Here is a 24197-nt window from a genome sequence, read left to right as displayed (position 1 = left end):
CCAGCTTTTTAATCTTTCACATAAGTAAAGCCTTCACCCAGAATTTCATGGGCCTCTGTGATGGTGATAAAGGCTTGAGGATCGACTTGGTGAATCATATCCTTCATTTTGACGATTTCGTTCCGACCGACGATACAGTAAATAATTTTTAAATCTTTCTTACTGTAATAACCTTGACCAGATATAAAGGTCACACCACGTCCAAGCTCCTCATTAATCTTATCAGCCAGTTGGTCAGGATATTGAGTAATAATCATAAATCCTTTACCAGCGTATCCCCCTTCGCCAATCAGGTCAATAACGCGAGCGATGATGAAGTCAAACAAGAGAGTATAGGTCACAAGACGGAGATCTTGGAAAATAAGCAGAATTAACATTAAAATGAAAAAGTCAATTCCAAAAAGCAATTTCCCAATCGAAAGATTGGTGTATTTGTTAAGGATGCGGGCAACGATATCAGAGCCACCAGTGGTCCCACCAGCATTAAAGATAATTCCTAAACCAACTCCCAGTAAAACCCCTGAGACTAAAGCAACGATGATGAGGTCCCCTTGTAAGTCAAATTGCAAGGGGATACGCTCAAAGATTGCGAGCCAAATAGAGAGAGAAATAGAACCCAGAAGGCTGGAGTAGAGGGTCTTGGGACCAAATATCTTCCAAGCCAAAATAAATAAAGGAATGTTGATTAAGAGATTCATCAATGAGACAGGGATTTTAAAAAGATAGTAGGTAATCAAGGTGATACCTGTCGCCCCTCCTTCAAATAGATGATAAGGAACAACAAAGTAGGTGAGACCAAAGGCATAGATAGCTGCTCCAAATATAATTGTAATAATCGGTTGGACTTTTCGAATCATAGCTGTTCCTCGCTTTTCTATAGATAGATTATACCAAAAATTCAGTTGTTTTAATTGGATTACTTATGATTTTTTATCATTTTTTTGATATAATAAGAGTGAAAAATCCCAATCCTATTGAGAAGAATAGAAAGATTGAACTTATGACACAAGTAAAAATTGTAACGGACTCTTCTGTTACTATCGAACCAGAAGTAGTTAAAGAATTAAATATCACTATTGTCCCCTTATCAGTTATGATTGATGGCGTACTCTACTCAGATGCTGATCTAAAAGAGGGGGAATTCCTTCATCTCATGCAACAAAGCAAGAATCTCCCTAAAACGAGTCAACCTCCAGTAGGAGTGTTTGCTGAAGTCTTTGAAGAGCTGGGAAAAGATGGCAGTCAGGTTGTTGCTATTCATATGTCTCATGCCTTGTCTGGGACTGTTGAAGCTGCACGCCAAGGTGCAAGTCTCTCAAGTTCTGATGTGACGGTTATTGATAGTTCCTTTACAGATCAGGCTATGAAGTTTCAAGTAGTTGAAGCCGCAAAACTTGCTAAAGAGGGTAAAGACTTAGAAACGATCTTAGCTCATGTAGAGGACGTCAAAAATCATACAGAACTCTATATCGGTGTTTCGACACTAGAAAACTTGGTTAAGGGTGGTCGTATTGGACGTGTGACAGGATTACTAAGCTCACTCTTGAATATTCGTGTAGTAATGCAGATGAAGAACCACGAACTCCAACCTATCGCCAAAGGACGTGGAGCGAAAACTTTCAAAAAGTGGCTTGAGGAATTAACCAATACTCTTTCCCAAAAATCAGTTGCAGAAATTGGAATTTCCTATGCTGGAACGAATGAATGGGCAAATGAGATGAAGAGTTTATTGCAAGCCTATGTTGAGAAACCAATCTCTGTACTGGAAACTGGCTCTATTATTCAAACTCATACTGGAGAGAATGCTTGGGCAATTCTAATCCGCTATAATTCCTAAAAAATAGAGAAAAATGTTTGAAATGGCGTTTTTGACTTGACCTATGGGCAATTTTAGGATATGATTATATTTGTTAATCAGAAATTATTTGGAGGATTTGTTAACATGGCAAACAAACAAGATTTGATCGCTAAAGTGGCAGAAGCTACAGAATTGACTAAGAAAGATTCAGCAGCAGCAGTTGATGCTGTATTTGCAGCAGTAACTGAATACCTTGCAGCTGGTGAAAAAGTTCAATTGATTGGTTTTGGTAACTTTGAAGTTCGTGAACGTGCTGCACGTAAAGGTCGCAACCCACAAACTGGTAAAGAAATCGAAATCGCAGCTTCTAAAGTTCCAGCATTCAAAGCTGGTAAAGCTCTTAAAGACGCTGTTAAATAATGAATTTTCAAAAAGCCTGTCATATCAAGCATTTGAGCTTGTGTGACAGGCTTTTTTGTGTATAGGGGGCAAAAAGGGGGCAAAGACGAATACTTTTCCATGACATCTGCAACGGTTGATTTCATTTCTTTAGTTATATATGTATAAATTTAGGTGTTTTTCCAACCGAGTATTTGATATGATATATAACTTCTGAGATAAGTAGTCTTTTGAAAAATAGGGTTTAAGCCTTTACAGTAAAAGAAAAAAGGTTCCCATGTTTGGGAACCTTCTTTTCATTAGTTTTTAGAAGCTGCTTGGAATTCAGGGTTTTTCCATGCTTCATCAATGATAGCTTGCAATTCTTTAGCAGATGCTTGCATTTTTTGAGTTTCTGCGTCGTTCAATGGGATGTTTACTGGACGAACGATACCGTGTGCACCAACAACAGCTGGTTGACCGATAAAGACATTCTTAACACCGTATTGACCTTCTTGGAAGACTGAAAGTGGAAGCACTGCATTTTCGTCATCAAGGATTGCTTTTGTGATACGAGCAAGTGCTACTGCGATACCGTAGTATGTAGCTCCTTTTTTGTTAATGATTGTGTAAGCAGCGTCACGAACACCTTCGAACAATTCAATCAATTCAGCTTCTTGAACGTTTTGAGTATCTTTAAGGAATTCTTCTAGGTTTACACCAGCGATGTTAGCGTGTGACCAAACAGCAAATTCAGAATCTCCGTGTTCACCCATGATGTAGGCGTGAACGGAACGAGCATCAACATCCAATTTTTCAGCAAGTGCTTGACGGAAACGTGCTGAGTCAAGTGAAGTACCTGAACCGATAACACGTTCTTTAGGGAATCCAGAGAATTTCCAAGTTGAGTAAGTCAAAACGTCAACTGGGTTAGCTGCAACAAGGAAGATACCATCGAAACCTGATTCAACAACTTGTGTTACGATTGATTTGTTGATAGCCAAGTTTTTACCTACAAGGTCAAGACGAGTTTCACCTGGTTTTTGAGGAGCACCTGCAGTGATAACAACAAGATCAGCGTCTGCACAGTCAGAGTATTGAGCAGCGTAGATTTTTTTAGGTGAAGTGAAGGCAAGGGCGTGGCTAAGGTCAAGCGCATCACCAACAGCTTTTTCGTGTAATTGTGGAATTTCGATAATTCCAAGCTCTTGTGCAATTCCTTGGTTAACAAGTGCAAAAGCGTAAGATGAACCTACGGCACCGTCACCAACAAGGATCACTTTTTTGTGTTGTTTAGTTGAAGTCATTATCTAAACATCTCCTTCATTTTTTTTAGGGGAATCCCCAGACACTTTCATTCTATCACTTTTAAAAAACTTTGTCACGAATATTCTATTCGGTTATCGATGTAAACGTTTTAGTGGTTTTCAAAGACTGAAATGAAGGACAAATTATGGTATAATATATCTAATTACTAATAGTGAAATGAGGCATTTATGAATGCAGGATAGAAATTTAGTGAATGTCAATCTGACAAAGGAGATGAAGACCAGCTTTATCGACTACGCCATGAGCGTTATCGTCGCGCGGGCCCTTCCTGATGTTCGAGATGGCTTAAAACCTGTTCACCGTCGTATTCTTTACGGAATGAATGAACTAGGTGTTACACCAGACAAACCTCATAAAAAATCAGCCCGTATTACAGGGGATGTTATGGGTAAATACCACCCACACGGTGATTCCTCAATTTACGAAGCCATGGTTCGTATGGCTCAATGGTGGAGCTACCGTTACATGCTTGTTGATGGGCATGGAAACTTTGGTTCTATGGACGGGGACGGTGCTGCCGCGCAGAGGTACACTGAGGCACGTATGAGCAAGATTGCTCTGGAAATGCTTCGTGATATCAATAAAAACACCGTTGATTTCGTAGATAACTACGATGCTAACGAACGTGAACCCTTGGTTTTGCCAGCTCGTTTTCCAAACCTTTTGGTCAATGGAGCAACGGGTATCGCCGTTGGGATGGCAACCAATATTCCACCTCACAACTTGGGTGAAACCATTGATGCAGTGAAGTTGGTTATGGACAATCCTGAAGTGACGACTAAGGACTTGATGGAAGTCTTGCCTGGCCCAGATTTTCCAACTGGTGCTCTTGTTATGGGGAAATCAGGGATCCACAAAGCTTATGAGACTGGGAAAGGTTCGATTGTTCTTCGTTCTCGTACAGAGATTGAAACCACTAAGACGGGTCGTGAGCGCATCGTTGTAACGGAATTCCCTTATATGGTTAACAAAACCAAGGTGCATGAGCATATTGTTCGCTTGGTTCAGGAAAAACGAATTGAGGGCATTACAGCCGTACGTGATGAGTCCAACCGTGAAGGCGTTCGCTTTGTAATCGAGGTTAAACGCGACGCGTCTGCCAACGTTATCCTTAACAATCTTTTCAAGATGACCCAGATGCAAACCAACTTTGGTTTCAATATGCTTGCTATTCAAAATGGCGTACCAAAAATCTTATCTCTTCGCCAAATTTTGGATGCTTATATTGAACACCAAAAAGAAGTGGTTGTTCGTCGTACTCGTTTTGACAAGGAAAAGGCAGAAGCGCGTGCGCACATCTTAGAAGGCCTTTTAATCGCGCTAGACCATATCGACGAAGTGATCCGTATCATCCGTGCTAGTGAAACGGATGCGGAAGCACAAGCTGAGTTGATGAGCAAGTTTAAGCTTTCTGAACGTCAAAGTCAGGCCATCCTTGATATGCGTCTTCGTCGTTTGACAGGATTGGAACGCGATAAGATTCAGTCTGAATATGATGACTTGATTGCCTTGATTGCAGACCTAACCGATATTCTTGCTAAACCAGAACGCGTAGTGCAAATCATAAAAGATGAATTAGATGAAGTAAAACGTAAATTTGGTGACAAACGTCGTACCGAGTTGATGGTTGGAGAAGTCTTAACCCTTGAAGATGAAGACTTGATTGAGGAGTCAGATGTCTTAATCACTCTTTCTAACAAGGGCTATATCAAACGTTTGGACCAAGGTGAATTTACTGCTCAAAAACGTGGTGGTCGTGGAGTCCAAGGTACAGGAGTTAAGGATGATGACTTTGTGCGTGAGTTGGTTTCAACCAGCACCCATGATCACTTGCTCTTCTTTACCAATAAAGGTCGCGTATACCGACTAAAAGGTTATGAAATTCCTGAATACGGTCGCACGGCTAAGGGATTGCCGGTTGTCAATCTTTTGAAGCTGGATGAAGGGGAGAGCATACAAACCATCATTAATGTTAAATCTGAACGTAGTGATGACGCTTATCTCTTCTTTACAACTCGTCACGGTGTCGTGAAGAGAACCAGTGTCAAAGAATTTGCTAACATTCGTCAAAATGGACTTAAGGCCTTGAATCTCAAGGATGAAGATGAACTGATTAATGTCTTGCTGACAGAAGAAGATACAGATATCATCATTGGTACCAAATTTGGTTATGCCGTTCGCTTTAATCAATCAGCCGTTCGTGGTATGAGCCGTATCGCGACAGGTGTCCGAGGTGTTAACCTTCGTGATGGAGACACTGTAGTTGGTGCTAGTGTCATCACTGACCAGGACGAGGTCCTTATCATCACTGAAAAAGGGTATGGTAAACGTACTCTTGCAACTGAATATCCAACAAAAGGTCGTGGTGGTAAAGGAATGAAGACAGCCAATGTTGCTGAGAAAAATGGCCCTCTTGCAGGTCTCCTCACTGTTAAAGGAGATGAAGACCTGATGATTATCACGGATACAGGTGTTATGATTCGAACAAATGTTGCCAATATTTCACAAACAGGACGCTCAACTATGGGAGTTAAGGTGATGCGTCTAGACCAAGATGCCAAGATTGTGACCTTTACAACGGTTGATGCGGTAGAAAAAGAAGAAGTTGGGACTGAAAACGAAACAGAAGGTAAAGCATAATGTCTCATAAAAAAACGAAAAGTAAGAAGAATAAGCGTAGGAATCTATTTCTCAATATTTTAGCGGTTTTCTTAATTCTTTTATCCTTAGCTTTGATTTTTAATTCAAAGATTCGAGATCTCTTTATGGTATGGAATACCAATAAATACCAAGTCAATCAGGTTACTAAAGAAAATATAGATGAAAATCTCAAAACAGAAGGAAATTTTGATTTTGATTCGGTTAAATCTATCTCATCTGAAGCAGTTCTAGCCGCTCAGTGGGACGCTCAGAAGCTTCCTGTTATTGGAGGAATTGCTATTCCCGAAGTGGAGATTAACCTTCCTATTTTCAAAGGGTTGGATAATGTAAACTTGTTTTACGGAGCAGGGACCATGAAACCAGACCAAAAAATGGGAGAGGGCAACTATTCTCTAGCGAGTCACCATATCTTTACTGCTGAAAATGCCAGTCAAATGCTCTTCTCACCTTTAGTTAACGCTAAAGCGGGTATGAAAATTTACCTGACCGATAAGGATAAGGTTTATACTTATGAGATTACGGAAGTTAAACACGTTACTCCGGACCGAGTAGATGAAATCGAAGATCGTGAAGGAGTTAAGGAGATTACGCTGGTAACTTGTGTGGACTATAATGCGACAGAGCGGATTATTGTTAAAGGTGATTTTAAAGAAGTTAAAGCTTATTCTGAAACATCTGATGATATCCTAAGCGCCTTTAATAAGCCATATAGACAACGTTATTAACCTCAAAAACCAGTGAAGAAGCAATTTCACTGGTTTTTTGTCAAATTGAGACATCAGTCAAAGGAGAATGATGCATGTTCGAATATTTTTTGTTTGGAATGAAAACGATGTGGGAAAGTCCTGTCTTTAGTTTTGCCTTTTACTTATTAGCCTCTATTCTTTTACTAATCTTTTGGCGACGTTTTATAATTGTCCGTCGTAGTGGTGGTGATTTTTTTGCCCCGTTTCACATTTCCAATGGGAGATTTTATATTCACAATGCTTTTGTATTTGTGAAGAGAATCATTCCGCTGAATAACATCAGAAGGATTGAAGTCAAATATATTCGAAGTGTCAAATTGAATGGGGCAAGTTATCATTTGTGTATCGAAAGAAAAGATGGAAAAGCTGTCAGTTTTTTCTTCGGACAATCAAAACAGAATGATCTCCTTGTGAAGAATCTAAAGAATGAAACTAAAAACTATCATATTAGAATTGTAATAGATGGATAAGTGTTTAGTTTAAGAAAGGAATGATCATGGATAAGCTACAAGAAGTCAGAGAAAATGAACAGTTAAGGACCTTACTGATGACTGAATGTGATATTTATTTTTATGACAAGATAAGTGAAGTCCAGTTTTCAGGGAACAATGAGGAGTACTCTCTTGCCTGTAAGGCTTTTGCTCAAGATGGTAGTGGGGGAGAATATGTTTTTCTCGAAGATAACAGCATAGGCTTTATCGGAAGTGAGGGCCAAGTGGGGAGAGTAGCAGGAAGTCTGGATGACTTACTGACATTCCTACTTCACGCAGGTTGTATTTCAGATTTTAGCTGTCAGTATCTTTATCAGAATACAGACTTATTGAAAACATTTTGTAGGGGCTATGTGTCTAAAATACGAGAAAGCTATCAGGCTAAGCAGGAAAATTGGGATCAGATACGAGGAAATATGGCTCAAAAACTATCACTTGATTTCAATCCCAAAAAACTAGAAAAAGTAGCCATGGCATTTTATCAAGCGGCGACAAGAAAGCCTGTCTTTTCCTGTAAGTATGTAGACGGTGAAGAAGAGTATACCTGCGATTCAGTCTTGTCTGATGTTGTAGGCTTGTGGACGACAGAACTTGTAGGTATGAGTAGAGAAGAAATCGAAAACTGTAAAATTTGATAATGTTTGATGCTTGCAAGATGATCATTCAACTTTAATGGTATCTTTTCAATGTGAAAGGAAACTGGTCAGTAGGTTGAAAGGTTTATCGTAAGTAACCGAAGGATGTCTAGTATAAGAGAGGATAGATAATGAGTCAGTTAAGAGAAAAGTCTTTAGTTAGGCTCAAAGAAGACATAACAAGTAGTTTTCCATTTGACAAGGTTCTTCCTATGATATTCTTGGGAGGAATTGCCAATATGGCTGGACACTGAATCTTCATAGGAAAATCGGGGGAAGTGTTATTTTGGATATCATATTTCACATTTTAGAGAATTAAGTGAAGATGAGATATAGGACTTTCGCAGTAGGAAAAATAGATGAGGAGTTGAGAATGAATAATCAGATTGACTTGGCATTTCCGAACCTATACGCAGAATTCTTGAGTAGAATTGACAAGGCAGGAGAGTTTGTAATAGAGAATACAGGTATCACCTTATATTCGAGGTTAGATTTGCTAGAAAGAAACTTCACCTACCAAATAGAAGAGTGGGAACCTGATTTTTTCCTGATTGGGCAAGATGGGGATGTCGCTTTTTTTATAAAGAAAGATTCTGACGACACTATTTATATGAATGATTTGGGGGCATTAGGTTCACTGGGAATGAAACCCATATCTTTGAATATTTTCGAGTTTGTGCAACAAGCGAGTGAACATTATGATGATATCTTCTAATCATTGCAAGTGTTGTTATTTTATCGTACGCGTGTGTGGAAGACATTTTTATGAAATCATTTGAACATTTTGATTAATGTTAATAAATTTTTAGTAAATGATAATGATTTGGAGAGTGAACAATGAATTTTGATGAGAGTTTACAGCAATACACTTATGAGCATGAGGGAGTGATCTTTGTTTGGGACGAAGAGCCTGATTGTGACTTTATAGATAAAGTTGAACTGTTATCAAAAAATTATCAGGAAAATCTCAATAGAATTATAAACTTTATGCTAGCTGATCTTAAGGAAATGTATGGAGAAGTCAGCGAGGAAGATGTGAAGAACAAGCTGGGGAAACCTATCATTGACTACAATCAAGGAACAGTTAGTTATTGTGAGCAAACCTTCGATGACTGGCACCTATTTGAGTTTGAATTTTTGGATGATCAATTTGAAATATTGAAATGTTTTTCTGTTAATGGGTAAAGGAGAGATTTATGGAATTCCCCAATGCCTTGATTTTCTTTGTAGAAAACGTATACAAGAAAGGCTTTTCAAAATGCGTGCTTTATGTTATAATATTCACAAATAAAAGTTTAGGAGTTTTTTATGGTCTCTTCAGAATTTATTTCAAAGATTGAATTTGCTTGCAAGAAGAAAGAAAGTCTTTATAGCCAAAGCAAGTTTAAGTATGCGATTCGTTCCATGTTTGCAGGTGCTTTTCTGACATTTAGTACGGCTGCGGGTGCAGTTGGGGCTGACTTGATTAATAAAATCGCACCTGGTAGTGGTCGCTTCCTTTTCCCATTCGTTTTTGCTTGGGGATTGGCCTACATTGTTTTCTTGAATGCTGAGCTGGTAACTTCAAATATGATGTTTTTGACAGCTGGTAGTTTCTTGAAAAAAATTTCATGGAGAAAAACAGCTGAGATTTTACTTTACTGTACCTTGTTCAACCTTATCGGAGCTTTGATAGCAGGTTGGGGCTTTGCCCACTCAGCAGCCTATGCAAATCTAACACATGATAGCTTCATTTCAGGGGTTGTAGAGATGAAGTTAGGCCGTTCCAATGAGCTAGTCTTACTTGAAGGTATTTTAGCCAATATCTTTGTAAACATTGCTATTCTTTCCTTTGTTTTGGTGAAAGACGGTGGGGCCAAACTTTGGCTTGTCTTATCAGCAATTTACATGTTTGTATTCTTAACAAACGAACACATTGCTGCGAACTTTGCTTCTTTTGCGATTGTTAAGTTTAGTGTTGCAGCAGATTCAATTGCTAACTTTGACATACCTAATATTCTTCGTCACTGGGGTGTAACCTTTGTCGGGAACTTTATCGGAGGAGGCCTCTTGATGGGCTTGCCATACGCCTTCCTCAATAAAAATGAAGATACTTATGTCGATTAAAGAAATGAGCACGAGTTAATCGTGCTTTTTTGTTTGATGTGTAAGACTAGTCATAGTTGTTCCTTATATCAAAATATAGAAAAACGGTATTGGAAAAGACTAGCACAAGATGATACAATATCCCTAATGAAGCTATTTGGAGGTCGTCTTATGACTCGTGATTTTAAATTTGAAACCCTACAATTACATGCTGGGCAAGTAGTTGATCCAGCGACTAAATCCCGTGCAGTACCGATTTATCAAACAACATCCTTCGTTTTTGATGACACGCAAGAAGGTGCCGATCTGTTTGCCTTGAGAAAACCAGGGAACATTTATACTCGTATTACCAACCCTACAACAGCGGCATTTGAAGAAAGAATAGCTGCTCTTGAAGGTGGTGTTGGAGCGCTAGCGACAGCATCAGGTATGGCTGCTGTAACCTACACTATTTTGGCGCTTGCTCACGCAGGTGACCATGTGGTGGCTGCGTCAACTATTTACGGTGGGACCTTCAACCTCTTGAAGGAAACGCTTCCTCGTTATGGGATCACAACAACCTTTGTGGATGTGGATAATTTGGAAGAAGTGGAAGCAGCTATCAATGACAATACCAAGCTTGTCTTGATTGAAACCTTGGGGAATCCCTTAATTAACATTCCTGACTTGGAGAAATTGGCCGAGATTGCTCATAAACACCAGATTCCTCTCGTTTCGGACAACACTTTTGCCACACCATATTTGATTAACGTCTTCTCTCACGGTGTAGATATTGCCATTCACTCAGCAACTAAGTTTATCGGTGGACATGGTACGACTATTGGAGGAGTGATTGTTGATAGCGGTCGTTTTGACTGGGCAGCTTCAGGGAAATTCCCTCAATTTGTTGAGGAAGATCCAAGTTACCATAACTTGAGTTATACTCGGGATGTTGGTGCAGCAGCCTTTATTATCGCTGTTCGTGTTCAATTGCTTCGTGATACAGGTGCTGCCTTGTCGCCATTTAATGCCTTTCTCTTGCTCCAAGGGCTTGAAACTCTCTCTCTTCGTGTTGAACGTCATGTGCAAAATGCAGAGAAAATTGTTGATTTCCTTGTCAACCATCCTAAGGTAGAGAAGGTAAATTATCCAAAACTAGCTGACAGTCCTTATCATGCCTTGGCTGAGAAATATTTGCCAAAAGGTGTTGGTTCAATCTTTACCTTCCATGTTAAAGGCGGAGAGGCAGAAGCTCGCAAGGTAATTGATAATTTGGAAATCTTCTCTGACCTTGCAAACGTGGCAGATGCCAAATCTCTTGTTGTCCATCCTGCGACAACCACTCACGGTCAGTTGTCAGAAAAAGACCTAGAAGCAGCAGGTGTTACACCAAACCAAATTCGCTTGTCTATCGGTCTTGAAAATGTAGAGGATTTGATTGAAGATTTGCGCTTAGCCTTGGAAAAAATTTAAAGTAACAGATATAAACAGTGGGTTTCGACTCACTGTTTTTGATTTTCCCTCAGGCATGATATAATGGTTACAGAAGTCTAGAAAGAGGAAAGTTATGAACGAAATCAAATGTCCCAACTGTGGGGAAGTCTTTACAGTAAATGAGAGTCAGTATGCCGAACTCTTATCCCAAGTGAGAACGGCTGAGTTTGATAAGGAATTGCACGAGCGAATGAAGCAGGAGCTGGCCTTGGCTGAGCAGAAGGCTATGAATGAGCAACAGACTAAACTGGCTCAAAAAGATCAAGAAATTGCGCAACTGCAGAGTCAAATCCAAAAGTTTGATACAGAGAAGGAATTGGCCAAGAAAGAAGTTGAACAGACTAGCCATGAGGCTTTATTGGCCAAGGACAAGGAAGTACTTGCCTTGGAAAACCAACTGGCTACCTTGCGTTTGGAGCATGAAAATCAACTGCAAAAGACCCTTTCTGACATAGAAAAAGAACGCGATCAAGTCAAAAATCAGCTCCTCTTGCAAGAAAAGGAAAATGAGTTATCTTTGGCTTCTGTTAAGCAAAATTACGAAGCTCAGCTTAAGGCAGCTAGTGAACAAGTCGAGTTCTACAAGAATTTCAAAGCCCAACAATCCACAAAAGCTATCGGTGAAAGTTTGGAACAGTATGCAGAGAGTGAGTTTAACAAGGTACGCAGTTTTGCCTTTCCAAATGCCTACTTTGAGAAGGATAACAAGGTTTCTGCGCGTGGGTCTAAAGGCGACTTTATCTTCCGTGAATGTGATGAAAATGGAGTGGAAATCATTTCCATCATGTTTGAGATGAAAAATGAAGCGGATGGAACAGAGAAGAAGCATAAGAATGCGGACTTCTACAAGGAATTGGACAAGGACCGTCGGGAGAAGAACTGTGAGTATGCCGTTTTGGTGACTATGTTAGAAGCAGATAACGACTACTTTAACACAGGGATTGTTGACGTCAGTCACGAGTATGAAAAGATGTATGTGGTTCGTCCCCAGTTCTTTATCCAGTTGATTGGTCTCTTGCGAAATGCGGCGCTTAATTCTTTGAAATATAAGCAAGAGTTGGCACTTGTCCGTGAACAAAACATTGATATCACTCACTTTGAGGAAGATTTGGATGCCTTTAAACTAGCCTTTGCCAAGAACTATAACTCCGCTTCGACCAACTTTGGTAAAGCTATTGATGAAATCGACAAGGCCATCAAACGCATGGAAGAGGTCAAGAAGTTCCTAACCACATCTGAAAACCAACTCCGCCTCGCTAATAACAAATTGGAAGATGTTTCTGTTAAAAAATTGACTCGAAAAAATCCAACTATGAAAGCGAAGTTTGAAGCGCTGAAGGGGGGGTGAGGAAGCAGTGGAAAATGAATTATTAGTATTGGGTACTGAAGAAGTAGATGAGTCTAAAAATATAAACTATGACGAATTAGAAGAACTATTGGAACAGCAATTTACAATGGAGTTTTCTAATCTCGAAAAATTAGAACTAGAATGTAAAGAGATTAGTTCACCAGATAAATTAGGAGATGTTATTTTAGATGAAATCTGGGATCGATTTGCGAATCAAATTGGTTTAGATATGACAAGTGACACGCTTCTTAAGCAGTATAACGATAAACATCCTAATGGTTATACAAAAGAAGAGGGTGCTAAAATAATGAAAGATAAAAGGTATACTGATGCAAAGAATGCTATGAAAGAAAAGCAAAAATCTGGAAATTTAAAGGATGAATATACTGGAAAAACTTTAAAATTAAATGAAAACGCAAATTTGGATCACGTTGTAGCACGTAAACAAATTTTTGAAAATTCTTGGAGAAAGATTGCTGATATAGATACTGCAGATTTAGCAAACAAAAAGGAAAATTTAGCAGCAACTAATGAATCGCTTAATAAAAGTAAAGGTGCAGAATCTAATAGCGAGTATATAAAGGACAGAGAAGTAAGAGAAAAAAATCTAAAAGAACAAGTTGAAAGAGCTAATAAAAAAATTGACAAGAAGGATATTTCAGATTTCGAAAAACGAAATCTGAAAGCTATAAACGAAAAAAGATTAAATGATAAATACATTTTGCATGATTCTGCAAAAGAAACATTTAAAAAATATTTAGAATTACATAGTAACAATCCTGAAAATAAAAATGCAAATGGGCGATTTGCAAGAAATGTATTTGATAGGATAGCACGTTCTAGCGCACGTGTAAAAAAATGCTACAAAGTCAAATTGAGCAATTGCGCGATGATTTTGAGCGTGAACGTACTCAACTAGTGGATCAAATCGATCAAAAAGACAAGCAGATTGCTGACATGATCGGAATCTATCATTTAGAGGTAAAAGTAATGGAGGGAATTTAAATGGGATTTAGGATATTCATGCTAATCGTAGTTTTACTTATTCCGTTAACTATGCTTTTATTTGGCTGGCTATTTTTTAGGAGAACACCGAAAGAAATCAATTATGTATTCGGATACCGAACAAAAAGGTCCATGAGGAATGAAGAAACATGGAAGTTTGCGAATCAATATTTTGGGAAAGTATGGTATCTTTGCGGACTACTTTCAGCACCTCTCTCCGTGATTGCCATGGCCATTGTTTTTGAAAAGGGAACGGAGACAATGAGTACTGTTGGCTTTATTATCACGATGATTCAGACAATCCCTTTAGTTGGCGCGATGATTTCAACAGAGATTGCATTGAAGAAAAACTTTGATGAAAACGGGAGAAGGAAATAAACGAGGTATATCCATCACTAGAAGAAAAGCAGCAAATCTTTTGTTACAAAAGATAATTACATTACAATTCTTGAAGAAGATATTTCATGAATGAAATCAGAAAGCAACACATGAACGGTATTATCAACTTAAAAAAAGAAGCGGGGATGACCTCGCATGATGCGGTTTTTAAACTGCGTAAGATTTTGGGAACCAAGAAAATTGGTCATGGTGGGACCTTAGATCCTGATGTAGTAGGTGTTTTACCTATTGCGGTTGGTAAGGCGACACGCATGGTCGAATTTATGCAGGATGAGGGCAAGGTCTATGAGGGAGAGATTACTCTGGGATATTCAACGACGACCGAGGATGCTAGTGGGGAAGTGGTTGCAGAGACCCCTGTTTTGTCGCCCTTGGATGAAACCATTGTCGATGAAGCGATTGCGAGTCTGACTGGGCCTATTACTCAGATTCCGCCTATGTACTCGGCTGTCAAGGTCAATGGCCGTAAGCTCTATGAGTATGCGCGTGCAGATCAGGAAGTGGAGCGTCCAGAACGTCAGGTCACTATTTATCAATTTGAGCGAACAAGTCCGATTTCTTATGAGGACGAACTTGCACTTTTTACCTTTCGTGTGAAATGTAGTAAGGGGACTTATATCCGTACCTTGTCTGTTGACTTGGGAGAGAAGCTGGGTTATGCGGCCCATATGTCCCATTTGACACGGACTAGTGCTGCAGGGTTACAACTGGAGGATGCTCTTACCTTGGACGAAATTGCTGAAAAAGTGGAGGTCGGGCAACTGGACTTTCTCCATCCTCTTGAAATTGGAACAGGGGACCTTGTCAAAGTTTTCCTAACTCCAGAAGAGGCTACAGAAGTGCGCTTTGGTCGTTTTATCGAGCTAGACCAAACAGAACAAGAATTGGCTGCTTTTGAGGGAGATACATTGCTTGCCATTTTAGAAAAAAGGGACAATTTCTACAAACCAAGAAAGGTTTTTAGCTAGTTTAACTGGAGTGTGGGGATAGATTTGTGTTTCCCCTAGACTATCCAAATCAGACTATAAATTTTGCAAAAAATGTGATAGAATAGACGACGGATAAAAAAACGGAGGATAGCATGCAAAATAGACCAATCATTATCGGAGTGACAGGTGGTTCTGGTGGTGGCAAGACCAGTGTTTCAAGAGCCATTTTATCGCATTTTCCTGATGAAAAGATTTCCATGATTGAGCATGATTCATACTACAAGGATCAGTCTCACTTGACTTTTGAAGAGCGTGTCAAAACCAACTACGACCATCCATTTGCCTTTGATACAGATTTGATGATTGAGCAGATTAAGGAATTGTTGGCAGGGTGCCCGGTGGACATCCCGACTTATGACTATACAGAGCACACACGGAGTAGCAAGACCTATCGTCAGGAGCCTCAGGATGTCTTTATCGTTGAGGGGATTCTGGTCTTGGAGGACAAGCGCTTGCGCGATTTGATGGACATCAAGATTTTTGTGGATACGGATGATGATGTGCGCATTATTCGTCGTATCAAGCGTGATATGGAAGAGCGTGGTCGTAGTCTGGATAGTGTGATTGACCAATATCTTGGTGTGGTAAAACCTATGTACCACCAGTTTATCGAGCCGACCAAACGGTATGCCGATATCGTCATTCCTGAGGGAGTCAGCAATACCGTTGCTATCGACCTTTTGACCACCAAAATTGCAAAGATTTTGGAAGAAGCACGAAACAGCAAATAATCAGATGAGGAGGCCATGCCTCCTTTTTCTATTTTTCCTTTGGTTTCAGTATGCAAAAGGAGATTTTTAATCATCTTTTTGGTATAATAATACCCATGGAAAAGCAAGAAAATGAATAGTAGGTGGAGATGGAAAAGTATTTATCGGTAACAACTTTGACCAAGTATCTGAAAATGAAATTCGATAAAGACCCTTACTTGGAACGGGTCTATTTAACTGGTCAAGTTTCCAACTTTCGTAAACGACCTACTCACCAATATTTCTCCTTAAAAGATGATCATGCAGTCATTCAAGCGACCATCTGGTCTGGGATTTATCAAAAATTAGGTTTCGACTTGGAAGAGGGAATGAAAATCAATGTGATTGGGCGTGTGCAGGTCTATGAACCCAGCGGGAGCTACTCTATCATCATTGAAAAGGCTGAGCCTGATGGGGTCGGGGCTCTCGCGATTCAGTTTGAACAACTCAAGAAGAAACTGACGGAAGAAGGCCTGTTTCAAGAACGTTTCAAACAACCTCTTCCCCAATTTGCTAAGCGAATCGGTGTGGTAACCAGTCGCAGTGGAGCTGTTATTCGAGATATCATCACGACTGTCAGCAGGCGCTTTCCAGGTGTTGATATCCTTCTCTATCCGACCAAGGTACAAGGTGATGGAGCTGCGGAGGAAATTGCTCGAAATATTGCGCGTGCCAATCAACGTGAGGACCTAGATGTTCTCATCATTGGTCGTGGTGGGGGTTCCATCGAGGATCTCTGGGCCTTTAACGAAGAGATCGTGGTACGGGCTATTTTTGAATCCCGTTTGCCCATCATCTCTAGTGTTGGTCATGAGACGGATGTGACCTTGGCGGATTTTGTGGCAGATAGACGGGCTGCGACGCCAACAGCTGCGGCTGAATTGGCAACGCCTGTGACCAAGTTGGATCTCTTGAGCCATTTGCAAAATCAAGAAAAACGAATGGCAACAGCAGTCCGAAATGTCATATCTAAGAAACAAGAAGCTCTGAAAAAATGCAGTCAGTCAGTCATCTTTAGACAGCCAGAGCGCTTGTATGATGGCTATTTGCAACGCTTGGACCAACTACAACTGCGCTTAAAACAAAGTTTGCGAACACGGATTTCTGATAACAAGCAATTAGTCCAAGCAAGGACGCATCAATTGGTCCAAATATCACCTATTACCAAAATCCAACGCTATCAAGACCGGCTTGGTCAGTTGGATAGGCTCTTACGTAGCCAAATGGCTCTTGTTTATGATGCTAAAGTTGCTGAAGTGAAGCGACTTTCAGAAGCTCTGCTGATGTTGGATACCAGTCGAATCGTGGCGCGTGGTTATGCTATTGTCAAAAAGGAAGAGTCCGTAGTAGACTCGGTTGAGAGTTTGAAGAAAAAAGATCAAGTAACGCTTTTGATGCGAGATGGTCAAGTAGAATTAGAGGTTAAAGATGTCAAAACAAAAGAAATTTGAGGAAAATCTAGCAGAACTGGAAACCATTGTCCAAAGTTTGGAAAATGGTGAAATTGCTTTGGAAGATGCGATTGCTGCCTTTCAAAAGGGAATGGTCTTGTCAAAAGAGCTCCAAGCGACGCTGGACAAGGCTGAAAAGACCTTGGTTAAGGTCATGCAAGAAGACGGAACAGAAAGTGATTTTGAATGAAGAAGCAAGAAAAATTATCTCTTGTCGAGTCTGCCTTGGAAGATTTTTATGGAGACCAGCAGTTTGCCTCTAGTTTGCGAGAGTCTGTTCTCTATTCCATTCATGCTGGTGGCAAGCGTATTCGGCCTTTTCTCTTGTTAGAAGTTTTGGAATCCCTGAGAGTGGTTATCCAACCAGCTCACGCGCAGGTGGCTGCGGCTTTGGAAATGATTCATACAGGAAGCTTGATTCATGATGATCTTCCTGCCATGGATGATGATGATTATCGTCGGGGGCGTTTGACCAATCATAAGAAATTTGGCGAAGCTATGGCAATATTGGCAGGTGATGCCTTGTTCCTAGATCCCTATGCCTTGATAGCGCAGGCAGATTTGCCAAGTCAGATCAAGGTGGATTTGATTGCCAACTTATCCCTTGCTTCAGGGAGTCTAGGTATGGTTGCAGGGCAGGTTTTAGATATGGAAGGCGAACACCAGCATTTGTCCTTGGAAGAACTCCAGACCATTCATGCCAATAAGACTGGAAAATTGCTAGCTTATCCCTTTCAAGCAGCTGCTATCATAGCTGAATTAGCACCAGAAATCCAAACAAAATTGAAAACGGTTGGTGAATTGATTGGGCTGGCCTTTCAAGTTCGAGATGATGTGCTGGATGTGACAGCTAGTTTTGAGGAAATCGGCAAGACTCCGCAAAAGGATTTACAAGCTGAAAAATCAACCTATCCTGCCTTACTGGGCTTGGAAGAGGCGACTGCCTTTTGTAACCAAACTCTTGATCAAGCCGAGGCTAAATTAGAAGAAATTGCCCAGCAAGTCAGCTTTGAAACAGCGCCGATTGTGAAAGTAGTAGAAAGTTTGAGAATCAATGGCTAAGGAAAGAGTGGATGTACTAGCTTATAAACAGGGCTTGTTTGAAACACGAGAACAGGCTAAACGCGGTGTCATGGCTGGACTTGTCGTAGCAGTCCTTAATGGAGAAAGATTTGACAAGCCAGGAGAGAAAATCCCAGATGATACTGAACTAAAACTCAAGGGTGAAAAACTCAAGTATGTCAGTCGAGGTGGTCTAAAACTGGAAAAGGCTTTGCAGGTCTTTGATTTATCAGTGGATGGCGCAACCACGATTGATATTGGGGCCTCCACTGGAGGATTTACTGACGTCATGTTGCAAAATGGTGCTGAGTTGGTCTTTGCAGTCGATGTCGGTACCAATCAGTTGGCTTGGAAATTGCGCCAAGACCCACGAGTTGTCAGCATGGAGCAGTTTAATTTTCGTTATGCTGAAAAGACTGATTTTGAGCAGGAACCAAGCTTTGCCAGTATTGATGTGAGTTTCATTTCCCTCAGTCTAATCCTACCTGCCTTGCATCGTGTCTTGGCTGATCAAGGGCAGGTGGTGGCTCTGGTTAAACCCCAGTTTGAAGCAGGTCGTGAGCAGATTGGAAAGAATGGAATCATTCGAGATGCCAAGGTTCATCAAACTGTCCTTGAATCGGTTACTGCTATGGCAGTTGAACAAGGTTTTTCAGTATTTGGATTAGACTATTCACCAATCCAAGGTGGACATGGAAACATCGAATTTCTGGCATATTTGAAAAAGGAAGAGGGAGCAAGTAACCAAGTTGCTCCTGAAATAGAAAAAGTTGTAGAGAGAGCACATAGAGAATTTAAAGATGAATAAAAAAGAGAGACTTGAAAAAATTAGAAGATTTGTTACGGATTATCAGATTGGGACTCAGGAAGAAATTGTTGAGTACTTGAGGGAAGCAGGTATTTCTGCTACTCAAGCCACTGTCTCAAGGGACATCAAGGAGCTTGGTATTGTTAAAATTCCTTTGAAAAACAACACTTATATCTATGAATTGCCAAAATCAATTGTTAAGAGTTTGCAGTTGGCTGAGGACAATATTGTGAGTTCTGAGTTAATGGGAAATATGATCAACCTTTCTGTCATTCCTGGAAATACTATTTTTGTGAAGAGTCAGTTGGTCGAAGCATTTCCTGAACAGATTTTTAGCTGTCTAGCTGATGATGATTCTATCTTAATTGTAGCTAGAACAGCAGAGGCAGCTGAAGAAATTGTTGAACAAGTTAAAAAATGGTAGGTCAGTATGTTACTTGAAATTTCAATAAAAAACTTTGCCATTATTGAGGCGATTTCGCTCAATTTTGAAAAGGGTATGACTGTTTTGACTGGGGAAACGGGTGCCGGAAAGTCTATCATTATCGACGCTATGAATCTCATGTTGGGGGCTCGTGCAACGACAGACGTTATTCGTCACGGTGCTCCTAAGGCAGAGATAGAGGGGCTTTTCTCGGTTGAAAATAGTCGCCTTTTACAGGAACTTTTTGATGAGCAAGGTTTGGAAATGGGTGATGAAATCATCATCCGCCGTGAAATTCTTCAAAATGGGCGAAGTGTTAGTCGCGTCAATGGCCAGATGGTCAATCTTTCTGTCTTGCGTGCAATCGGCCAGCATCTTGTCGATATTCATGGGCAACATGACCAAGAAGAGTTGATGCGTCCTCAACTGCACATCCAGATGTTGGATGAGTTTGGTGATGCAGCTTTCTTGGAGTTGAAGGAGACCTATCAGACGAGTTTTGATGCCTATCGCAAAATGCGTAAACAAGTTCTTGAAGTCAAGAAAAACCAGCAGGAACACAAGTCTCGCATTGAGATGTTGGAATTTCAAATGGCAGAGATTGAGGCAGCGAACTTGCAGGCTGGTGAAGACTTGGCTCTCAACCAAGAACGAGATAAACTCCTCAATCATAAAAATATTGCGGATACGCTAACCAATGCCTATAGCATGTTGGACAATGAGGAGTTTTCTAGCCTAGCTAATGTTCGTTCAGCCATGAATGACATGGAAAGTGTTGAAGAATACGATCCTGAATACCGTGAAATTTCAAGTTCTCTATCAGAAATCTACTATGTTTTAGAAGATATTAGCAAGCGTTTGGAAGATATTATTGAAGACTTGGATTTTGATGGCAATCGCCTCATGCAGGTCGAAAATCGTTTAGACCTTCTGAATACTATTACCCGCAAGTATGGTGGGACTGTAGACGATGTCTTGCTTTATTTTGCTAAGATTACAGATGAGTATAATCTCTTGACGGGTAATAATCTTTCTTCCGAAGACATGGAAGCAGAGCTCAAGAAATTGGAAATTAATCTTGTTGGTTTGGCAGGTCAGCTTGCATCTGCTCGCCATGACTTGGCCCAGCAGCTTGAAGCAGAGATTAAACAAGAACTGCAAGACCTCTATATGGAGAAGGCGCAGTTCCAGGTTCGTTTTAGCAAGGGTAAATTTAGTCGTGAGGGGAATGAAACGGTCGAGTTTTTCATTTCTACCAACCCAGGTGAAGACTTTAAACCCTTGGTCAAAGTTGCGTCCGGTGGGGAACTATCTCGCCTTATGTTGGCTATCAAGTCAGCCTTTTCTCGTAAGGAAGGGAAGACTAGTATTGTCTTTGATGAGGTGGATACGGGAGTTTCAGGTCGTGTGGCCCAAGCCATTGCTCAAAAGATTCATAAGATTGGTCAGCATGGTCAGGTTCTTGCTATTTCTCACCTTCCACAAGTGATTGCCATCGCGGATTATCAATTCTTTATTGAGAAGATTAGTGATGAGCAATCAACGGTGTCGACGGTTCGCCTTTTGACTTTAGAAGAGCGAGTAGAGGAAGTCGCTAAGATGTTGGCAGGAGAGAATGTAACCCAAGCAGCCCTTACCCAAGCGAGAGAATTATTGCAAACGAGGGAGAAATAAATGACAGACTATTATGTAATTGGAGATGTCCATGGAAAAGCGGGTATGCTGGAAGACCTTCTCAAAACATGGGATGGTCACACCCAGTTGCTTTTTCTAGGGGATTTGATTGACCGAGGTGAAGATAGTCGCCGTGTTCTAGAAATGGTCAAGGACTTGGTGGACAATCAAGGGGCTATCTGTCTATCAGGAAACCACGAGTATATGTTTTTGACTTGGTTGGACAATCCTGAAGAAAGCTATGACCACTATCGTCGCAATGGTGGTGATACAACCATTAACTCAATCCTAGGTCGTCCCTTGGATGCACCTGTGGATGCTGTTGAAGACGCTAAACGCGTCGAGACGGAAGCAACCGATTTAGTCGATCTTATTCGTCAAATGCCTTTTGTTGTTGAGACAGACAAGTATATCTTTGTTCATGCTGGTATTGATTTGACCTTGGATGATTGGCATGAAACCACAGATTACAAGAAAGTCTGGCTCAGAAAACCATTCCACGAAGCGGCCAATCATACTGGGAAAACTATTGTCTTTGGGCATACACCGGTTTATGGTTTGCTCAAGCAAGACCGAGGTACAGCTGAGCTTTGGATAACAGATGATGGCAAGATTGGTATGGATGGAGGAGCTGTCTATGGTGGTGTCCTTCATGGAATCGTCTTTACTGACCAAGGAATGACAGAACACCACTTTATTGAAAATGATGGCTTTATTGCCGAAGATTAGTACTCCTAGCAGGGTATGGTCTTGTCAAAATGTTAAAAACAATTTATAATTAATAGATACCCTGAAAGGAAGAGCAGCATGAACTTAGAAGAATTAAAGAAACGACAGGAGAAGATTAGAAACTTCTCTATTATCGCCCATATTGACCATGGGAAGTCAACGCTTGCAGACCGAATTTTGGAAAAGACAGAGACGGTTTCAAGCCGTGAAATGCAGGCCCAGCTTCTGGATAGCATGGATCTAGAACGGGAACGTGGGATTACCATTAAACTCAATGCTATCGAGCTCAATTACACTGCAAAAGATGGCGAGACCTATATTTTCCACTTGATTGACACGCCAGGGCACGTGGACTTTACCTATGAAGTGTCGCGTTCGCTAGCTGCCTGTGAAGGAGCGATCTTGGTGGTTGATGCGGCCCAAGGGATTGAGGCTCAAACACTTGCCAACGTTTATCTAGCCTTGGATAATGATTTGGAAATTCTGCCCGTCATTAACAAGATTGACCTACCAGCAGCTGATCCAGAGCGTGTTCGTACAGAGATTGAGGATGTCATTGGACTGGATGCCAGCGAAGCGGTCTTAGCTTCTGCTAAGGCTGGTATTGGGATCGAAGAAATTCTCGAACAAATCGTAGAAAAAGTGCCAGCGCCAACGGGTGATGTGACGGCGCCACTCAAAGCCTTAATTTTTGACTCAGTTTATGATGCCTATCGTGGGGTTATCCTCCAAGTGCGTGTTATGGACGGAGTTGTCAAACCTGGCGATAAGATTCAGCTTATGAGCAATGGCAAGACCTTTGATGTGACGGAAGTTGGTATTTTCACGCCGAAAGCAGTAGGGCGTGATTTCCTAGCGACAGGTGACGTTGGTTATATTGCGGCTTCTATCAAGACAGTTCAAGACACTCGTGTGGGTGATACAGTTACCTTGGCAACCAATCCTGCGGCAGAGCCATTACATGGCTACAAGCAGATGAATCCTATGGTCTTTGCAGGTCTTTATCCAATCGAATCAAACAAGTACAATGACCTTCGTGAAGCCCTTGAAAAATTGCAGCTCAACGATGCCAGTCTGCAGTTTGAACCAGAAACATCGCAGGCGCTGGGATTTGGTTTCCGTTGTGGATTCCTTGGGCTTCTCCATATGGATGTTATCCAAGAGCGTTTAGAACGTGAGTTTAACATCGACCTCATCATGACAGCTCCGTCTGTTATCTATAAGGTTAACCAAACTGATGGTGAGTCTATGGATGTGTCTAACCCCTCTGAATTTCCAGACCCAACTAAGATTGCGACTATTGAAGAGCCATATGTCAAGGCGCAAATCATGGTACCGCAGGAGTTTGTTGGAGCGGTGATGGAACTGGCTCAGCGCAAACGTGGGGATTTTGTGACCATGGACTATATTGATGACAATCGTGTCAATGTTATCTATCAAATTCCACTTGCTGAAATCGTCTTTGACTTTTTTGATAAGCTCAAGTCTTCGACGCGTGGATATGCAAGCTTTGACTACGAATTGTCAGAGTACCGTTCATCTAAGCTGGTCAAAATGGATATCCTTCTCAATGGAGACAAGGTTGATGCCCTTAGCTTTATCGTTCACAAGGACTTTGCCTACGAACGTGGAAAACTCATCGTTGATAAGCTTAAGAAAATCATCCCTCGTCAACAATTTGAGGTTCCAATTCAAGCAGCAATTGGGCACAAGATTGTGGCCCGTACTGATATCAAAGCCCTTCGTAAGAACGTACTTGCCAAGTGTTACGGTGGTGACGTTTCTCGTAAACGCAAACTCCTTGAAAAACAAAAGGCAGGTAAGAAACGGATGAAAGCTATCGGATCAGTAGAAGTCCCACAAGAAGCCTTCCTTAGCGTCTTAAGCATGGATGAAGAATAGAAATAAAACTCTTGAAGATTATTCAAGAGTTTTTACTTTAAATGTGAGCTATAAAACCGTA

25 protein-coding genes are annotated in these 24197 nt (G+C 40.8%); 23 read left to right on the top strand and 2 right to left on the bottom strand.

The window, feature by feature from the left end; genetic code table 11:
- Positions 1–8: 8 nt before the first annotated feature.
- A complete protein-coding gene (locus tag HMPREF1516_RS08615; RefSeq protein ID WP_033606346.1) occupies positions 9–857 on the bottom strand; it encodes a YitT family protein in 849 nt (282 codons plus the stop codon).
- Between the two features lie 143 nt (positions 858–1000).
- Here HMPREF1516_RS08615 and HMPREF1516_RS08610 point away from each other — a divergent pair, with 143 nt between their 5' ends.
- Positions 1001–1837 carry a DegV family protein gene (locus HMPREF1516_RS08610; RefSeq protein ID WP_033606344.1) on the top strand — a complete coding sequence of 279 codons (837 nt, stop codon included), beginning with the start codon at positions 1001–1003 and terminating at the stop codon, positions 1835–1837.
- A 105-nt stretch (positions 1838–1942) separates the two neighbouring features.
- A complete protein-coding gene (locus tag HMPREF1516_RS08605) occupies positions 1943–2218 on the top strand; it encodes an HU family DNA-binding protein (protein ID WP_001284635.1) in 276 nt (91 codons plus the stop codon).
- Between the two features lie 278 nt (positions 2219–2496).
- On the opposite strand, the gene HMPREF1516_RS08600 is transcribed toward HMPREF1516_RS08605, so the two are convergent.
- Positions 2497–3483: an L-lactate dehydrogenase gene (locus tag HMPREF1516_RS08600; protein WP_000204722.1), complete on the bottom strand. Its 987-nt coding sequence runs from the start codon at positions 3481–3483 to the stop codon at positions 2497–2499.
- Between the two features lie 193 nt (positions 3484–3676).
- Here HMPREF1516_RS08600 and gyrA point away from each other — a divergent pair, with 193 nt between their 5' ends.
- The 21 genes from gyrA (at position 3677) to lepA (ending at position 24136) form a co-directional block, all read left to right on the top strand.
- Positions 3677–6145: a DNA gyrase subunit A gene (gene gyrA, locus HMPREF1516_RS08595; RefSeq protein ID WP_033606343.1), complete on the top strand. Its 2469-nt coding sequence runs from the start codon at positions 3677–3679 to the stop codon at positions 6143–6145.
- The gene (locus HMPREF1516_RS08590; RefSeq protein WP_033606342.1) at positions 6145–6891 is read left to right on the top strand and encodes a class A sortase; all 747 of its coding nucleotides are present in this window, start codon (positions 6145–6147) and stop codon (positions 6889–6891) included. The genes gyrA and HMPREF1516_RS08590 overlap by 1 nt, the downstream gene beginning before the upstream one ends.
- Positions 6892–6965: 74 nt before the next feature.
- Complete coding sequence (locus tag HMPREF1516_RS08585) at positions 6966–7382, top strand: hypothetical protein (RefSeq protein ID WP_000464445.1); 417 nt, start codon at positions 6966–6968, stop codon at positions 7380–7382.
- Positions 7383–7408: 26 nt separating this feature from the next.
- Positions 7409–8038, top strand: coding sequence for a hypothetical protein (locus HMPREF1516_RS08580; RefSeq protein ID WP_033606341.1), 630 nt, complete (start codon positions 7409–7411; stop codon positions 8036–8038).
- A 373-nt stretch (positions 8039–8411) separates the two neighbouring features.
- On the top strand, positions 8412–8753 hold the full coding sequence (locus HMPREF1516_RS08575) for a hypothetical protein (RefSeq protein ID WP_033606340.1): 342 nt from the start codon (positions 8412–8414) through the stop codon (positions 8751–8753).
- Positions 8754–8875: 122 nt separating this feature from the next.
- A complete protein-coding gene (locus tag HMPREF1516_RS08570; protein ID WP_033606339.1) occupies positions 8876–9223 on the top strand; it encodes a hypothetical protein in 348 nt (115 codons plus the stop codon).
- 123 nt (positions 9224–9346) lie between these two features.
- The gene (locus HMPREF1516_RS08565; protein ID WP_000254787.1) at positions 9347–10144 is read left to right on the top strand and encodes a formate/nitrite transporter family protein; all 798 of its coding nucleotides are present in this window, start codon (positions 9347–9349) and stop codon (positions 10142–10144) included.
- Between the two features lie 150 nt (positions 10145–10294).
- Positions 10295–11575 (top strand): O-acetylhomoserine aminocarboxypropyltransferase/cysteine synthase family protein, encoded by a 1281-nt coding sequence (locus tag HMPREF1516_RS08560; protein ID WP_000196319.1) that lies wholly within the window; start codon positions 10295–10297, stop codon positions 11573–11575.
- A 94-nt stretch (positions 11576–11669) separates the two neighbouring features.
- Positions 11670–12944 (top strand): DUF2130 domain-containing protein, encoded by a 1275-nt coding sequence (locus tag HMPREF1516_RS08555; protein WP_033606338.1) that lies wholly within the window; start codon positions 11670–11672, stop codon positions 12942–12944.
- Positions 12945–12951: 7 nt separating this feature from the next.
- Positions 12952–13863 (top strand): hypothetical protein, encoded by a 912-nt coding sequence (locus HMPREF1516_RS08550; RefSeq protein ID WP_033606337.1) that lies wholly within the window; start codon positions 12952–12954, stop codon positions 13861–13863.
- An 86-nt stretch (positions 13864–13949) separates the two neighbouring features.
- Positions 13950–14327, top strand: coding sequence for an SdpI family protein (locus tag HMPREF1516_RS08545; protein ID WP_000506904.1), 378 nt, complete (start codon positions 13950–13952; stop codon positions 14325–14327).
- Positions 14328–14437: 110 nt separating this feature from the next.
- Positions 14438–15316 (top strand): tRNA pseudouridine(55) synthase TruB, encoded by an 879-nt coding sequence (gene truB, locus HMPREF1516_RS08540; RefSeq protein WP_033606368.1) that lies wholly within the window; start codon positions 14438–14440, stop codon positions 15314–15316.
- Between the two features lie 113 nt (positions 15317–15429).
- Positions 15430–16068, top strand: a complete 639-nt coding sequence (gene udk, locus HMPREF1516_RS08535) for a uridine kinase (protein ID WP_033606336.1) — start codon at positions 15430–15432, stop codon at positions 16066–16068.
- Between the two features lie 128 nt (positions 16069–16196).
- Positions 16197–17537 carry an exodeoxyribonuclease VII large subunit gene (xseA, locus tag HMPREF1516_RS08530; protein ID WP_033606335.1) on the top strand — a complete coding sequence of 447 codons (1341 nt, stop codon included), beginning with the start codon at positions 16197–16199 and terminating at the stop codon, positions 17535–17537.
- Positions 17515–17727: an exodeoxyribonuclease VII small subunit gene (locus tag HMPREF1516_RS08525; protein WP_000043226.1), complete on the top strand. Its 213-nt coding sequence runs from the start codon at positions 17515–17517 to the stop codon at positions 17725–17727. The genes xseA and HMPREF1516_RS08525 overlap by 23 nt, the downstream gene beginning before the upstream one ends.
- Complete coding sequence (locus HMPREF1516_RS08520) at positions 17724–18599, top strand: polyprenyl synthetase family protein (protein WP_033606334.1); 876 nt, start codon at positions 17724–17726, stop codon at positions 18597–18599. Before HMPREF1516_RS08525 ends, HMPREF1516_RS08520 begins: the two co-directional genes overlap by 4 nt.
- Positions 18592–19407, top strand: a complete 816-nt coding sequence (locus tag HMPREF1516_RS08515) for a TlyA family RNA methyltransferase (RefSeq protein WP_033606333.1) — start codon at positions 18592–18594, stop codon at positions 19405–19407. The genes HMPREF1516_RS08520 and HMPREF1516_RS08515 overlap by 8 nt, the downstream gene beginning before the upstream one ends.
- Positions 19400–19831, top strand: a complete 432-nt coding sequence (locus HMPREF1516_RS08510; RefSeq protein WP_001034408.1) for an arginine repressor — start codon at positions 19400–19402, stop codon at positions 19829–19831. The genes HMPREF1516_RS08515 and HMPREF1516_RS08510 overlap by 8 nt, the downstream gene beginning before the upstream one ends.
- A 6-nt stretch (positions 19832–19837) precedes the next feature.
- Positions 19838–21505, top strand: a complete 1668-nt coding sequence (gene recN, locus HMPREF1516_RS08505) for a DNA repair protein RecN (protein WP_033606332.1) — start codon at positions 19838–19840, stop codon at positions 21503–21505.
- Positions 21506–22234, top strand: a complete 729-nt coding sequence (locus HMPREF1516_RS08500) for a metallophosphoesterase family protein (protein ID WP_033606331.1) — start codon at positions 21506–21508, stop codon at positions 22232–22234.
- A gap of 78 nt (positions 22235–22312) precedes the next feature.
- A complete protein-coding gene (gene lepA, locus HMPREF1516_RS08495; RefSeq protein WP_033606330.1) occupies positions 22313–24136 on the top strand; it encodes a translation elongation factor 4 in 1824 nt (607 codons plus the stop codon).
- Positions 24137–24197 lie beyond the last annotated feature (61 nt).

It is taken from the genome of Streptococcus sp. CM6 (assembly GCF_000526095.1).
Taxonomy (GTDB): Bacteria; Bacillota; Bacilli; order Lactobacillales; family Streptococcaceae; genus Streptococcus; species Streptococcus oralis_BW.
Note: the sequence above shows the minus strand (reverse complement) of the source record. Positions and strands in the feature narration are given on the sequence as shown.

Coding starts and splice junctions, on each gene's coding strand:
- HMPREF1516_RS08560 (WP_000196319.1), top strand. CDS start 10,295: ATGACTCGTGATTTTAAATTTGAAACCCTACAATTACATGCTGGGCAA.
- lepA (WP_033606330.1), top strand. CDS start 22,313: ATGAACTTAGAAGAATTAAAGAAACGACAGGAGAAGATTAGAAACTTC.
- recN (WP_033606332.1), top strand. CDS start 19,838: ATGTTACTTGAAATTTCAATAAAAAACTTTGCCATTATTGAGGCGATT.
- HMPREF1516_RS08570 (WP_033606339.1), top strand. CDS start 8,876: ATGAATTTTGATGAGAGTTTACAGCAATACACTTATGAGCATGAGGGA.
- gyrA (WP_033606343.1), top strand. CDS start 3,677: ATGCAGGATAGAAATTTAGTGAATGTCAATCTGACAAAGGAGATGAAG.
- HMPREF1516_RS08585 (WP_000464445.1), top strand. CDS start 6,966: ATGTTCGAATATTTTTTGTTTGGAATGAAAACGATGTGGGAAAGTCCT.
- truB (WP_033606368.1), top strand. CDS start 14,438: ATGAACGGTATTATCAACTTAAAAAAAGAAGCGGGGATGACCTCGCAT.
- HMPREF1516_RS08590 (WP_033606342.1), top strand. CDS start 6,145: ATGTCTCATAAAAAAACGAAAAGTAAGAAGAATAAGCGTAGGAATCTA.
- HMPREF1516_RS08575 (WP_033606340.1), top strand. CDS start 8,412: ATGAATAATCAGATTGACTTGGCATTTCCGAACCTATACGCAGAATTC.
- HMPREF1516_RS08605 (WP_001284635.1), top strand. CDS start 1,943: ATGGCAAACAAACAAGATTTGATCGCTAAAGTGGCAGAAGCTACAGAA.
- HMPREF1516_RS08555 (WP_033606338.1), top strand. CDS start 11,670: ATGAACGAAATCAAATGTCCCAACTGTGGGGAAGTCTTTACAGTAAAT.
- HMPREF1516_RS08510 (WP_001034408.1), top strand. CDS start 19,400: ATGAATAAAAAAGAGAGACTTGAAAAAATTAGAAGATTTGTTACGGAT.
- HMPREF1516_RS08545 (WP_000506904.1), top strand. CDS start 13,950: ATGGGATTTAGGATATTCATGCTAATCGTAGTTTTACTTATTCCGTTA.
- HMPREF1516_RS08565 (WP_000254787.1), top strand. CDS start 9,347: ATGGTCTCTTCAGAATTTATTTCAAAGATTGAATTTGCTTGCAAGAAG.
- HMPREF1516_RS08520 (WP_033606334.1), top strand. CDS start 17,724: ATGAAGAAGCAAGAAAAATTATCTCTTGTCGAGTCTGCCTTGGAAGAT.
- HMPREF1516_RS08610 (WP_033606344.1), top strand. CDS start 1,001: ATGACACAAGTAAAAATTGTAACGGACTCTTCTGTTACTATCGAACCA.
- HMPREF1516_RS08615 (WP_033606346.1), bottom strand. CDS start 857: ATGATTCGAAAAGTCCAACCGATTATTACAATTATATTTGGAGCAGCT.
- HMPREF1516_RS08500 (WP_033606331.1), top strand. CDS start 21,506: ATGACAGACTATTATGTAATTGGAGATGTCCATGGAAAAGCGGGTATG.
- HMPREF1516_RS08515 (WP_033606333.1), top strand. CDS start 18,592: ATGGCTAAGGAAAGAGTGGATGTACTAGCTTATAAACAGGGCTTGTTT.
- HMPREF1516_RS08525 (WP_000043226.1), top strand. CDS start 17,515: ATGTCAAAACAAAAGAAATTTGAGGAAAATCTAGCAGAACTGGAAACC.
- HMPREF1516_RS08600 (WP_000204722.1), bottom strand. CDS start 3,483: ATGACTTCAACTAAACAACACAAAAAAGTGATCCTTGTTGGTGACGGT.
- udk (WP_033606336.1), top strand. CDS start 15,430: ATGCAAAATAGACCAATCATTATCGGAGTGACAGGTGGTTCTGGTGGT.
- HMPREF1516_RS08580 (WP_033606341.1), top strand. CDS start 7,409: ATGGATAAGCTACAAGAAGTCAGAGAAAATGAACAGTTAAGGACCTTA.
- xseA (WP_033606335.1), top strand. CDS start 16,197: ATGGAAAAGTATTTATCGGTAACAACTTTGACCAAGTATCTGAAAATG.